The organism is Amycolatopsis suaedae (assembly GCF_004214935.1).
Classification (GTDB): domain Bacteria; phylum Actinomycetota; class Actinomycetes; order Mycobacteriales; family Pseudonocardiaceae; genus Amycolatopsis; species Amycolatopsis suaedae.
On record NZ_SFCC01000001.1, the window covers coordinates 366570 to 379260 of the forward strand.

Below are 12691 nucleotides of genomic sequence, written 5' to 3' on the forward strand. Positions count from 1 at the left end.
CGCCGTCGATCTTGGGTCAATCGGCTGCGGAGTTCGCCGTGTCATTCACTCGATCGAGCGTACGAGTTTCCGTGAAACGCACGAGGTCGGGCCGGATTCGTTGTCAGAAGCCGACAAACGCCGGTTGCGCGTCGTTCCGCAACGCCGCTTTGTGCGGGCCTGACAACAATTCCCCGCGAACCCGGCGGCTTCGCGCCGGTGTCTTGTCGCCTGTCCGGGCCGCTCAGTAGCTTCGCCGCATCGCCCTCACTGACGAAGGAGTCGCCATGTTCGGACGCGTGCTGGCCGGTGTCGCGGTGCTGGCGGCGGTCGCCGGTTGCGGGGAGGCGGCGCCGGAGGGCAACGCGGCCGCGGTCGGCTGGGCCGAGCAGGTCTGCCGGTCCGTCGGCGAGGGCGCGGCCACACTGGCGCAGCCGCCGCGGCTGGATCCCGCCAACCCGGCACAGGTCCGCGACGGCATGGTCGGCTATCTCGGGCAGCTCGCCCGCGCGCTGGACACAGTCTCGCGTGGCCTCGGGACGGCAGGCGTGCCACCGGTGGCCGACGGCGCGGCCGCCGCGGCCGCGGCCACCACGACGATCGGGCAGACGCGGGCCGCGCTGGAACAGGCGCGGGCCAAGCTCGGTCAGGCCCCGGTGAGCGACCCGGCCGCGTTCCAGCGCGCGGTGGGCGAGGTCGGCAAGGACCTCGCCGCGCTGACCAACGTCGAAGGGCCGGTCAAGGACCTGCGTGCCAACCCGGAGCTTAACCAGGCGTTCGCCGCCGCGGGCTCCTGCAAGGCACTCGGCTAACGACGGCGCAGATTGCGGGCCGCCACGGCGAATCCGAGGACGGCGACGGCACCGACGAGTGCCAGCGCGACCCCGAGCGAGGAACCGGACGCCCGCCCGAGCGACAGATCCCGGGCGGCGTCGATGGCGTGGGTCAGCGGGTTGACCGTGGCGACGATCCGCAGCCAGCCCGGCATCAGCTCCACCGGCAGGTACGCGCTCGACGCGAACATCATCGGGAACAACACGAGAAACGACGTCAGCTGCATGACGTCGGGCCGCTGCTGCCAGGTGGCCAGCGCCACGAACAGCCAGCCCAGCCCCCAGCCGACGAACACCGCGAAACCGAGCAGCGCCAGGGTGGCGAGCACACCGGCCGGCCGGTAGCCGAACACCGCGAGCGCGGTCAGCACCGCGACGACCAGCTGCGCCGCCGACCGCACGGTGTCGGTGACCGTCCGGGCGATCAGCAGCGCGGGCAGGTCGACCGGCAGGGTACGCAGCCGTCCCACGAATCCGCTGTAGGTCTCCGCGAGGTGCCCGCTGCCCGACGCCAGCGCGCCGGCCAGCGCGATGTTGATCAGCGTCGCCGGGATGAGGAAGTTGACGTACCCGGCGTAGCGCACCATCCCCGGCAGCGTGCCGACCGCCTGGAACACCTGGCTGAACAGCAGCAGGATGACGATCGGCTGCAGCAACCCGGCGACCAGCAGCCTGCGGTCGCCGAGGCCGCCGCGCAGGGACCGCGCCGCCAGGATGCGTACCTGCGCGGCGAAGCCCGGCGGCCGCCACCGTTGCGTCGCGCTCACCGGACGCCCTGCTCGCGGTGCAGTGCCAGGTAGACGTCGGTCAGAGTCGGCTCGGCGACGGTGAGGTCGGCCGGTTCGATGCCGACCGTGTCCAGTGCCCGCACCACGGTCGTGACGTCGGCCGCCGCCGCGAGCGACACGGTGACCTGCCGCTCCAGCGGCGCCGCGGTCAGGCCGACCCGGCTGAACAGGCCTGCGGCGGAGACCGCCGTGCGGTCGTCGGCGAAGCGGACGGTCGCGGTGCGGGTGCCGATGGCCGACTTCAGCTGCGCGGGAGTGCCGGAGGCCACCACCCGGCCCGCGCCGAGTACGACCACGTCGGTGGCCAGTTCGTCGGCCTCGTCGAGATACTGGGTGGTCAGCACGACCGTCGTGCCGTCCGCGGCGAGGTCGCCGACGAGGCGCCAGAGTTCGGTGCGGCCGACCGGGTCCAGTCCGGTGGACGGTTCGTCGAGGAACAACACGACCGGCCGGCCGACCAGGCTCATCGCCAGGTCGAGCCTGCGCAGCAGGCCGCCCGAGTAGGTCGCGGCCGGCCGCCCGGCGACGTCGCCGAGCCCGAAGGCCTCGATCAGTTCCTCGGCGCGGTCACCGGCCTGCCGCGGGTTCGCGCCGAGCAGCCGGGCGACCAGCACCAGGTTGTCCCGCCCGGGCAACGCCCCGTCGACGGCGGTTGCCTGCCCGGTCACGCCGATGACCCGGCGCACCTGCCGCGGGTTGCGTACCACGTCGAACCCGCACACCCGTGCCGTTCCCGCCGTCGGCAGGGTGCGGGTGGCGAGGATGTCGACGAGGGTGGTCTTGCCCGCGCCGTTGTGGCCGAGCACGCCGAGCACCCGGCCGGGCCCGGCCCGCAGCGTCACGTCGGCGAGTGCCTCGACCTGGCCGTAGCACTTGCGCAGGCCCACGACGTCGATCCGCATCCGCGCTCCTGCCGAATTGGGGAAATCCAGCCGACAATACCGCCGGACAATGGTCCGCCGGTATTGTGGAGCACAATTCGTCCCGGCATTGTTGGTGAGATGACAAGTTTCCCGCGGCGTCGTGTCCGGGTTCTCCTCGGGCCGGGTTCCGCGGGCTATGCTCGGACGATGTATCCCGCGCAGGACATCGAGATGAGCCGGATCGAGCGCCTCATGTGGGACGTGTACGGTCATGTGCGCGACCGCGGTGTTCCCGTTTACGAGGGCGGCGCGAGTGTCGCCGAGGCGACCTACCTGCGTGATCTCGCCCGGTCGTCGGAATCGGCGGTCGTCGCCGAAATCGGGTTCAATGTCGGCTTTTCCGCTATCGCATTTCTGGAGAGTTCCGCCGAGGTGCGGGTGGTGTCGTTCGAACTGGACCTGCGGCGCTCGGTGGAGCTGGCGAAGGATTTCGTCGACGAGCGGTATCCGGGCAGGCACGAGCTGATCGTCGGCGACTCGGCGCGGACCGTCCCCGGCTACTCGGGCCAATCGTGTGACCTGCTGTTCGTCGACGGCGGGCACGACTACGACATCGCCTATGCCGACATCGTCAACGGCCGCGGTATCACCCGTCCCGGCGGGCTGGTCGTCGTCGACGACCTCGTTCCCTGGTATCCCTGGGGAACCGGGCCGTACCAGGCGTGGCAGGAGGCGGTGGCGCGCGGTTACGTGGAACCGGTGGAGCGCTTCGTCGACGGCCGTCCGGTCGAGGTGATCGAGCCGCCGGGTGACCGTGCCTGGGCGACCGGCCGCTACGTGCCGTAGTGCCCCGCGGGCAGTGGCCGGTGCCGTTGCCGGAGCCAGCCGATGGCGAACAGTCCCATGGCCAGCGCGGCGTGCCCGGCCATCGGCCAGGTGTAGGGCGCAGGCTGGTCCCGCTGCAGGAAGTCGGTGAGGGGAATCAGTACACACACGGCCGGGCACAGGTCGTAGAGATCGGACCGGCGAAGGCGGGTGTCGATCGCCAGCGAGGTGGTGTCGTCGGCGAGCGTGGGTGCCCGCAGGATGCTGACGACGAGGAACGCGGCGACGGCGCCGGCGACGCCGAGTAGCAACAGCCAGGTCCAGGCGTAGTGGCCGTACTGCGGTGTCGCGACGAACATCGTGGTGGCCAGTGCGATGCCGCCACCGAACGCCACCGTCGTCGACGCGACATACCAGCCGTCGAGCGGAGCCAGCCGGGACTGGCTCACCGAGGCGACCCGGTGCGGCAGCCGCGCGGCGGCCTCCCGGTCGCGGGCGCGCCGAGTCGCCCACTCGGCGAGCTGAATCGCGCAGATGATGACCGTGCCGGTGTGCCCGGTGACCATCTGCTCTTCGGGAATCCTCAACGCGAACAGGAGGCTGAAGAGGCCGGTGCTGAGCAGTACCCCCGCGATCCAGTAGCGGAACTGCCGCTGCTTGTGCCCGGAAGGCTGTCTGAGCTGCCGTGTGCCGAGGCGCACCGCCAGCAGCGGGGTCGGGGTCGCCACCTCGACCCCGCGTTTGCGGAGCCAGATCCGGGCGGCCTGGGTCTCGAACAACGACGCGGTGGGGTGGCTGAGCACGGGAATCATCGCGCCGGCCCAGGTGCGCTCGTGTAGGTGGTCATCGCCCCTCCCCAGGTACGGCGCAAGTACAGCACAACGGTTGGTACAAATCAAATGGGACGACAGCCCGGATCGGCCGTGGCATCGTGCTCCGCATGGAGGATCTGAACGGTTTGCTGAACGAGGCCACCGTTCGAAGGACCGTAGCGGCATGACCCGATCCGACTGGTACGTGGACTTCTTCACCGAGCTGCCGAACGAGTTCTGGCGCCGGATCATCCCCGCGGAGTCCACAGTGGACGAGGTGGATTTCGTCGAACGGCGGCTCGGACTGTCGCCCGGCGACCGGGTCGTCGACGTTCCGTGCGGCAGCGGCCGCCATGCCGTCGAGCTGGCCGCCCGCGGTTACCGGGTGACCGGCGTCGACATCTCCGCGGAGGCGATCGAGCACGCCCGCGGCGCCGCGCGCGCCGCCGGGGTCGAGGCCGACCTGCTCGTCGGCGACATGCGGGACATTCCCCGCGACGGCGGCTTCGACGCCGCCGTCTGCCTGGGCAACAGCTTCGGCTACCTCGACCTCGCCGGGACGCGGGAGCTGGCGTCGGCACTCGCCGGTGCGGTCCGGCCCGGTGGCGGGCTGGTCGTCGACTACGGTGCCGCCGCCGAGTCGGTGCTTCCGGGGTTCGCCGCGGAGGCACGCACCATGGAGGCGGGGGACATCGTCGCGGACGTGACCACCGAGTACGAGGTCGCGGCGAGCAGGCTGCTCAGCACCTACCGGTTCCGGCGCGGCGACGATGAGCTGACCGCGGTCGCGCCTCACCACGTCTACACGTGTGCGCAGGTGGGGGCGGTGCTGTCGGACGCGGGGTTCACCGCGATCGACCTCTACGGCTCGACCGGCGCGACCCCGTTCCGTGTCGGCGACCGGCGCCTGCTGCTGACCGCGCGCCGGTCAGGGTGAGCCGTCCTCGTCGCGGGCACGGCTGCCCTCCGGCGTGGGCTGGCGCTCGGCCGGGTCGGACCGCCGCGCGTCACGTGCGGCGTCCTTCGCCTCCCGCAGGTGCTGCTTGCTGCGGGCGAGCAGATCCTCGGCCCGTTCCTCCTGCTCCTCGGCCATGCCGTCCTCCCGCTGTGGGTCTCCCGGGGGACTACCACCGTGCGCCGGCCGCAAACCTCGTCGCTCCCGGCCGGAGTGGTTGACTTTTCACCGGTGTGCTGATGGTCTGGACCAGAATCCACGAGGAGGCCCGGTGCTGCTGCGTGTCGTCCGAACCGTCGTCGTGGCGGGGCTGTTCCTGGCCTCCGCGCCCGCCGCCACCGCCGCGGCACCTGAACCGCCGGTGGTGACCCCGGCGCCGCAGTCCATGGAGTCCAACGGCCGGGCCGTACGGGTTCCGCATCAGGTCGGGCTGGTGCTCGGAAGCGGCGTGGACGAGTCGAGCAGCGAGTTGCTGCGGGCCACCCTGAGCCGCGCCGGTGCCAGGGAGATCGTGGACCGGCCTGCCGGGCTGACCGTGGTGGCCGGGCTGATCACCGACGAGCGGGTGCGCGGGTCGCTGCGTGCCGTGGGCGGCGAGGTGCCCGCGCAACCGCGGCCGGAGGGGTACTCACTGGCCGCCCGGGGTGGCCTGGTGGTGCTGGCGGGCAACGACGGCGACGGCGTCTACTACGCCGCGCAGACGCTGCGGCAGCTCGCGTCGCCCGGCCGGATCGCCGCGGTGAAGGTGGTCGATCACCCGGCGATGGCGCTGCGGGGCAGCATCGAGGGCTTCTACGGCGCGCCGTGGTCGCACGCGGACCGGCTCGACCAGCTCGCGTTCTACGGCGACGTCAAGGCCAACACCTACATCTACACCCCCAAGGACGACGTCTACCTGCGGGAGCGGTGGCGCGAGCCGTACCCGCCCGGGGATCTGGCCCGGCTCAGGGAGCTGGTGACGGCGGCGGCGCGGCACCACGTCGAGTTCACCTACGCGGTGTCGCCGGGCCTGTCCATCTGTTACAGCGACCCGGCCGACCTGCGCAGCCTGCGGGACAAGCTGGCCTCGCTGTACGCGCAGGGCACGCGCAGCTTCTACGTCGCGCTCGACGACATCAGCTACACCAGGTGGAACTGCGCCGGTGACCAGGACAAGTACGGCCCACCGGGGCGGGAGGCCGCCGGGCGGGCGCAGGCCGAGCTGCTGAACGCCGTGCAGCGTGGCTACCTCGACACCGTCGAGGGCGCGAAGCCGCTGCAGATGGTGCCGACCGAGTACTCCGACGTCGCCGACTCCGCGTACAAGCGGGTGCTGCGCGAGACGCTGGACGAGCGGATCGTCGTCCAGTGGACCGGCACCGACGTGGTACCGCCGTCGATCAGCGTCGCCGACGCGCGCAAGGCCGCCGAGGTGTGGGGACGCAAGGTCTTCCTCTGGGACAACTACCCGGTCAACGACTTCGGCCAGACCACCGGACGGCTGCTGCTCGCGCCCTACGACAAGCGTGAGGCCGGCCTGCACGCGGCGCTGAGCGGGATCGTGCTCAACCCGATGAACCAGGCCGCGCCGAGCAAGGTCGCGTTGTTCGGCGGTGCCGCGTTCGCCTGGAACGACACCGGCTACGACGCCGCGCGCACCTGGCGGGCGGCCGCGAGCTACCTCGCCGCCGGTGACCCGCGCGTCACCGAGGCGCTGCTGGCCTTCTTCGACACCCAGCACCTCGCGCCCACGTTCGGCGAGGTGCCCTGGCAGCCGCAGGCTCCGGTGCTGAAGGCCAAAGTGGACGCCGTACGCGCGCAGCCGGGTGGCAGGCCGCTGCGCGACCTTGCCGCTTACGCCGACCTGCTCGCCGCCGCGCCCGAGCGCATCCGCGCCGGGGTGCCGGACCCGGCGTTCTCCGCGCAGGCCAAGCCGTGGCTGGACGCGCTCGACCTGTGGGGTGCCGCGCTGCAATCCACTGTGGAAGGCCTGCGGACCGGCGACCAGGGTGCGTTCGCGCGGGCGAAGGAGCTGGCCGCCGAGGCCGCGAAGATCCGCACCATTCCCGGCACCACCCGGCCGCAGGGCCCGGTGCGGGTCGCCGACGGCGTGCTGGACACGTTCATCGCCGAGGCCCCGAACCTGCCGCGCGCTTGACCGTCCCGTGCAGATGCCGTGAAGGGTGCACTCACGGCATCTGATGCCAGGGCCGGCAAAGTCCGGGTGCTGTGTGCCCCCAATGTGGCATTGGGGGAGTTCAAGTTCCCCAATGCCACATTGGGGGACGTTGCTGGGTCTCTTTCGTGGTGGCGGCTGGGGTGGTTGTGCCTGCCGGTGCCGATGTGGCGGGTGTGTCCCATCGGTGGGTCTGGCCGGGGTGGTGAAGGTCCCCTTCATTACGTGTGACGTGGTGAAGGTGGCCTTCACGTGCTTGGGACGGGACAAGGTGAGAACCGGCGTCCACATCATGAGTTCTGCGCTCCGGCCCGCGAGTTCTGCGTTCGAACACGCATAGCCCGACTTTGCCGGGGCCCTGGCATGAGACGCCAACCATCGCGTGTCCGGAACGTACGACTCGCGCGGATGGACACGGAGAGTGATGTAGCTGCTGCATCTTGACGTCGCTGTTTGCCTGTAGTTAACCTTGGAACTGTAAACAAAGTTTCCTATTTAACTCACACATCCGAGGTCCTCGCCGATACCGGCCGCCGACTCACCGCCGCCGCCACTGCTGGTCGTCGTCGAACCCTGGCTCGTCGAGGAGACCGAAGTGAAGGGAACAACGAAGGCTGTCGTTGTGCTCGGCGCCGCCGCGCTGGTGGCCCAGCCGCTGCTCACCTCCGGCGTCGGAGAAGCGGCGGAATCCTTGCTGTCCCATAACAAACTCACCACCACCTCGTCGGTGGAGAACGCCAGTTTCGCCGGGAACTTCGCCGTCGACGGCGACGCCACCACCCGGTGGGCGAGCCTGGAGGCGGCGGACCCGCAGTGGATCTCCGTCGACCTCGGCGGCCCGGCGCTGATCAGCCGGGTCAAGCTCAACTGGGAGGCCGCGTACGCCACCGACTACACCGTCGAGACCTCCGACGACGGCCAGAACTGGAAGCATGCCCGGGCCGTGACTGGGGGTGACGGCGCGATCGACGAGATCGCCGGCCTCAACGCCGCGGGCCGCTACCTGCGTGTGCACGGCACCAAGCGCGGCACGGCCTACGGCTACTCGCTGTGGGAACTGGAGGTTTACGGCAGCCGCACCGGCGGCGGCGACGTCGAGGCGCCCACGGCGCCGACCGGGCTGCGCTCGACCGGCAGCACGGCCGACTCCATCACCCTGGCCTGGCAGCCCTCGACCGACAACGTCGGCGTCTCCGGCTACGAGATCCTGCGCAACGGCAACGTCGTCGGCACGTCGGCGACCACTTCCTACACCGACGGCGGCCTGGCGTCGGGCACGTCCTTCACCTACACGGTCCGTGCCCGTGACGCCGCCGGGAACCTCTCACCGGCCAGCGCGGCCGTGCAGGCCAGCACCGGACCGGGCTCGGGCACCGGCACCGTGCTGGTGGTGGCGGGCGACATCGCCAAGCGGCAGATCCCGTCCGAGCACAACAAGACCGCGAAGCTGGTCGAGGGCATCAAGCCGCAGTACGTGCTGACCGTCGGCGACAACCAGTACGACAACGGCACGATCAGCGAGTTCCGCACGTACTACGACAAGACCTGGGGCAAGTTCAAGAACATCACCAAGCCCACCCCCGGCAACCACGAGTGGTACGACAAGCTCAACGGCTACAAGCAGTACTTCGGCTCGATCGCCACACCGCAGGGCAAGCCGTACTACAGCTTCGACGTCGGCGACTGGCACTTCGTGGCGCTGGACTCCGATCCGCTGACCGACGGCATCACCGGTGACCAGCTGACCTGGCTGAAGAACGACCTGGCCACCACCAAGAAGGCCTGCATCGGCGGCTACTGGCACCACCCGCGCTTCAACTCCGGCCAGTACGGCGACCTGCGCTCCATCGCGCCGTTCTGGGACGAGATGGTGAAGGCCAGGGCCGACGTCGTGTTCAGCGGTCACGACCACCACTACGAGCGGCTCAAGCCGCTTAACTCCAGCGGCCGGGTCGACGAGGCCAACGGCGTCCGCTCGGCCGTGGTGGGTATCGGCGGCGACAGCCTCTACACCCAGATCAAGCCCCGTGAGGGCGTCGAGGCCAGCTTCGCCAAGCACGGCGTCATGAAGCTGGTCCTCAATGGACGGTCCTACTCCTGGGAGATCATCGGCACGGACGGCAAGCTGCTGGACAAGGCCGGCCCGTACACCTGCCGTTAGTGCCAGGAGGGCGCTCGTGTACATCGCCACCACCCGTGGCGCCGACGCCGCCGCCGCGACCCCACGGTCGCGGCGGCGGCCCGGCCGCCGCGTCGCGGGAAACGTCATCGCGCTCGGCGCGGTCAGCCTGGTAACCGACATCTCCTCGGAGATGGTGACCGCCATCCTGCCGCTGTATCTGGTGCTGGGACTCGGTTTCTCACCACTGCAGTTCGGCATCCTGGACGGGCTGTACTCCGGGGTGACCGCGTTCGTGCGCATCATCGGGGGGAACTTCGCCGACCGCTGGCAACGCCGCAAGCTGGTGGCCGGCATCGGCTACGGGGTGTCGGCGGTGGCCAAGCTCGGCCTGATCGGCGCGGGCGGCTCGGCCACCGCGATGGGGCTGGTGCTCGCGGCCGACCGGACCGGCAAGGGCGTCCGCACGGCGCCAAGGGACGCGCTGATCTCGTTGAGCAGCACGCCCGAGACGCTGGGCCGGTCGTTCGGGGTGCACCGGGCGATGGACACGGTGGGCGCGTTCGTCGGCCCGCTGGTGGCGTTCCTGCTGCTGTGGCTGGTCGCCGGCGGCTACGACACGGTGTTCTTCGTGAGCTTCTGCCTCGCGGTGCTCGGCGTGCTGCTGCTGGTGCTGTTCGTGAAGGACCGGCGCCAGGACCTGCCGGAGCGGCGCGCGGTGTCGCTGCGCGCGGCGTTCGGACTGCTGCGGGACAGCCGGTTCCGGCGCCTGTGTGTCTGGGCCGTCGTGCTCGGCCTGGTCACGGTCGGCGACTCGTTCGTCTACCTGCTGCTGCAGAAGCGGCTGGACATCGAGCCGGCCTACTTCGCGATGCTGCCGCTGGGCACCGCCGGGGTGTACCTGCTGCTGGCCGTCCCGCTCGGCAGGCTCGCCGACCGGGTCGGCCGGTGGCGGGTGTTCGTCGCCGGGCACGTGGCGCTGCTGGTGGCCTACGTGCTGCTGGTGGGTGGCGCCGACGGCATCGTGTTGCTGGCGCTGAGCCTGCTCGCCCACGGTGCGTTCTACGCCTGCACCGACGGCGTGCTGATGGCGGCGGCAGGCCCGCTGCTGCCCGAACGCCTGCGGACCAGCGGGATGGCGTTGCTGCAGACCGGGCAGGCGGTCGCCAAGCTGCTGTCCGCGGTGGCGTTCGGCGCCGCCTGGACGTGGTGGGGCATGCACGTCGCGATCGCCACCGCCGTCGGCGGTCTCGCCGTGGTCGTCCTGCTGGCGGTGCTGGCCCGGCCGTTGCGCGAGGAGGCAAAGTGAACCTGAAAGGCAGGATCGCGGTCGCGCTGGGCGCCACGCTGGCGCTGGCTGGCGCGGCCGTGACCTACACCGTCTCGGCGATGGGGCACAACCCCGACCAGCAGCAGGCGGACGCGTCGGTGGCCGTCGACCGGTCCGCGCCGGCCGACCTGGCCGCGGGACGCCTGCTGTTCCGCAACGAGGCGCCCGGCCCGGACCACGGGAAGGTCGCCTCGGTCGCTGCGGCCGATCCGGGTGGCCCGCGCCGGGTCGGCTCGCTGGACTGCCGCCGCTTCTACGCGAGCGCGGGCACCGGCCTGTGCCTGGCCGAGGCACCCGGACCGCTGCCCAGTGCCGTCGCCGTGGTGGTCGGCCGCGACCTCGCCGAACGCAGGCGCGTGGACGTCGCCGGGATTCCCAACCGCGCCAAGCTGTCCGCCGACGGCAGGATGGCGTCCTGGACGACGTTCGTCACCGGCGACTCCTACACCCAGGGCAACAGCTTCTCCACCCGCACCGCGATCCTCGACCTCACCGGCGACGAGCTGCTGAGCAACATCGAGGACCTGCCGCTGACCCTCGAGGGGAAGATCCACAGCGCCGAGGACGTCAACTACTGGGGTGTCACGTTCGCCGCCGACGACCGCCGCTTCTACGCGACGGTCTCCACCGCCGGGCGCACGCACCTGGTGCGCGGCGACTTCACCGACTGGCGGGGCACGACCCTGCGGGACAACCTCGAATGCCCTTCGCTGTCACCGGACGGCACCAGGCTGGCGTTCAAGAAGCGGATCGCCCAGGACGGCGCCCGGCCGTGGCGGGAGTACGTCCTGGACCTGGCGACGATGCGGGAGACCCCGCTCGCCGAAACCCGCAGCATCGACGACCAGGTGATCTGGCTGGACGACCACACGATCGCCTACGGGCTGCCCGGCGAGGGCGGCCGGACCGACGTGTGGGCCGTGCCCGCCGACGGCTCCGGCACACCACGCCTGCTCGTCCCGTACGCGTCGTCCCCCTCGGTGTCCACTTAGGAGTGCCGCTCCAGGTGCCGCCGGACGGCCGGGTTGACGACGTCGGGCCGCTCGGCGTTGGGCAGGTGCGCCGCGCCCGGCACGACGGCGAACTCCGCGCCCGGGATGGCGTCGGCGATCTCCCGGACGGTGTCCACAGTGGTCGCCGGGTCCTCGGCCCCGGCGAGCACCAGCGTCGGCACGGTGACGTGGGGGAGCCCGGCCCGGATGTCGAAGGTGCCGATCGCCTCGCAGCAAGCCGCGTAGCCCTCGGCCGGGGTGGTGCGCAGCATGTCCAGCAGCCGTCGCGTCTCGTCCGGGCGCCGCCGCGCGAACTCCGGGGTGAACCAGGTTCCGGTGCGGGAGGCCACCATCGCCCCGGTGCCCTGTTCGCGCACGGTCGCCGCGCGCGCGGGCCAGGATCCGGGGTTGGGGAAGCGGGCGGCACTGGCGCACACGGTGAGGCTGATCAGCCGGTCCGGATGGTGCACGGCCAGCCACTGGCCGATGGCGCCACCGAGCGACACCCCGAGGTAGTGGCAGCGGGCGACGCCGAGCCCGTCGAGCAGCTCGACCACGTCACCGGCCAGGCCGGCGACGTCGTACGGCCCGGGTGGCACGGGGGAGCGGCCGTGCCCACGCAGGTCGAACCGCACCGTCCGCCACCGGCCTGCCAGCTCGGCCACCTGCGCGTCGAACAGGCCGGTGTCGGTGCCGATCGACGGTCCGAGCACCAGCACGCCGGCGTCCGGCGGGCCGTCGGCCACGTGGTGCAGTGCGGTCACGGCTGGGCCGCCAGGTCGGACGGGTGGGTGGCCAGCGCGGTGACCTCGATCCGCATGAACGGGTACAGCGGGAGCGAGGACAGCAGCGTGTGCAGCTCGTCGCCGGAGCCGACGTCGAACACGCTGATGTTGCTGTAGCGCCCGACGATCCGCCACAGGTGCCGCCACACGCCGGCCCGCTGCAGTTCGAGGGCGCGGGCCTTCTCGGCGGCGATCAGGCCGGTGGCGTCGACGCCGTGCGGGATGTCAACGTCCATGCGCACGTGGAACAGCATG

At 71.2% G+C, this 12691-nt stretch carries 13 protein-coding genes; 7 read left to right on the plus strand and 6 right to left on the minus strand.

The genetic code is table 11. The features are described 5' to 3' along the window. Window positions 1-266: 266 nt before the first annotated feature. Entirely contained in the window at window positions 267-791 is a 525-nt protein-coding gene (locus tag EWH70_RS01695) for a hypothetical protein (RefSeq protein WP_130473389.1), read from the plus strand. On the opposite strand, the gene EWH70_RS01700 is transcribed toward EWH70_RS01695, so the two are convergent. Together EWH70_RS01700 and EWH70_RS01705 are read right to left on the minus strand one after the other, a co-directional pair. Next, window positions 788-1579, minus strand: a complete 792-nt coding sequence (locus tag EWH70_RS01700; protein WP_130473390.1) for an ABC transporter permease — start codon at window positions 1577-1579, stop codon at window positions 788-790. The two genes, EWH70_RS01695 and EWH70_RS01700, sit on opposite strands and share 4 nt — an antisense overlap. After that, window positions 1576-2502 carry an ATP-binding cassette domain-containing protein gene (locus tag EWH70_RS01705; protein ID WP_130473391.1) on the minus strand — a complete coding sequence of 309 codons (927 nt, stop codon included), beginning with the start codon at window positions 2500-2502 and terminating at the stop codon, window positions 1576-1578. Before EWH70_RS01705 ends, EWH70_RS01700 begins: the two co-directional genes overlap by 4 nt. A 168-nt stretch (window positions 2503-2670) precedes the next feature. Between EWH70_RS01705 and EWH70_RS01710 the strand changes: the two genes are divergently transcribed. Further along, window positions 2671-3309, plus strand: coding sequence for a class I SAM-dependent methyltransferase (locus EWH70_RS01710; RefSeq protein ID WP_165436108.1), 639 nt, complete (start codon window positions 2671-2673; stop codon window positions 3307-3309). On the opposite strand, the gene EWH70_RS01715 is transcribed toward EWH70_RS01710, so the two are convergent. After that, window positions 3297-4091, minus strand: coding sequence for a hypothetical protein (locus EWH70_RS01715; RefSeq protein WP_130473393.1), 795 nt, complete (start codon window positions 4089-4091; stop codon window positions 3297-3299). The two genes, EWH70_RS01710 and EWH70_RS01715, sit on opposite strands and share 13 nt — an antisense overlap. Window positions 4092-4284: 193 nt before the next feature. On the opposite strand from EWH70_RS01715, the gene EWH70_RS01720 reads away from it, so the two are divergent. After that, on the plus strand, window positions 4285-5037 hold the full coding sequence (locus EWH70_RS01720) for an SAM-dependent methyltransferase (RefSeq protein ID WP_130473394.1): 753 nt from the start codon (window positions 4285-4287) through the stop codon (window positions 5035-5037). On the opposite strand, the gene EWH70_RS35360 is transcribed toward EWH70_RS01720, so the two are convergent. Beyond that, window positions 5029-5193 (minus strand): hypothetical protein, encoded by a 165-nt coding sequence (locus EWH70_RS35360; RefSeq protein WP_165436109.1) that lies wholly within the window; start codon window positions 5191-5193, stop codon window positions 5029-5031. The two genes, EWH70_RS01720 and EWH70_RS35360, sit on opposite strands and share 9 nt — an antisense overlap. A gap of 133 nt (window positions 5194-5326) precedes the next feature. Between EWH70_RS35360 and EWH70_RS01725 the strand changes: the two genes are divergently transcribed. From EWH70_RS01725 to EWH70_RS01740, 4 genes are all read left to right on the plus strand, one after another. Continuing rightward, complete coding sequence (locus tag EWH70_RS01725; protein WP_240686736.1) at window positions 5327-7192, plus strand: glycoside hydrolase family 84 protein; 1866 nt, start codon at window positions 5327-5329, stop codon at window positions 7190-7192. A gap of 613 nt (window positions 7193-7805) precedes the next feature. After that, a complete protein-coding gene (locus EWH70_RS01730) occupies window positions 7806-9371 on the plus strand; it encodes a discoidin domain-containing protein (RefSeq protein ID WP_130473396.1) in 1566 nt (521 codons plus the stop codon). Window positions 9372-9387: 16 nt separating this feature from the next. Then, window positions 9388-10638, plus strand: a complete 1251-nt coding sequence (locus EWH70_RS01735; RefSeq protein ID WP_130473397.1) for an MFS transporter — start codon at window positions 9388-9390, stop codon at window positions 10636-10638. A 2-nt stretch (window positions 10639-10640) separates the two neighbouring features. After that, window positions 10641-11651 carry a TolB family protein gene (locus EWH70_RS01740; protein ID WP_130473692.1) on the plus strand — a complete coding sequence of 337 codons (1011 nt, stop codon included), beginning with the start codon at window positions 10641-10643 and terminating at the stop codon, window positions 11649-11651. Here EWH70_RS01740 and pcaD read toward each other — a convergent pair. Together pcaD and EWH70_RS01750 are read right to left on the minus strand one after the other, a co-directional pair. After that, on the minus strand, window positions 11648-12415 hold the full coding sequence (gene pcaD / locus EWH70_RS01745) for a 3-oxoadipate enol-lactonase (RefSeq protein ID WP_130473398.1): 768 nt from the start codon (window positions 12413-12415) through the stop codon (window positions 11648-11650). The two genes, EWH70_RS01740 and pcaD, sit on opposite strands and share 4 nt — an antisense overlap. Then, window positions 12412-12690, minus strand: a complete 279-nt coding sequence (locus EWH70_RS01750) for a muconolactone Delta-isomerase (protein ID WP_130473399.1) — start codon at window positions 12688-12690, stop codon at window positions 12412-12414. The genes pcaD and EWH70_RS01750 overlap by 4 nt, the downstream gene beginning before the upstream one ends. Between the last annotated feature and the right edge of the window lies 1 nt (window position 12691).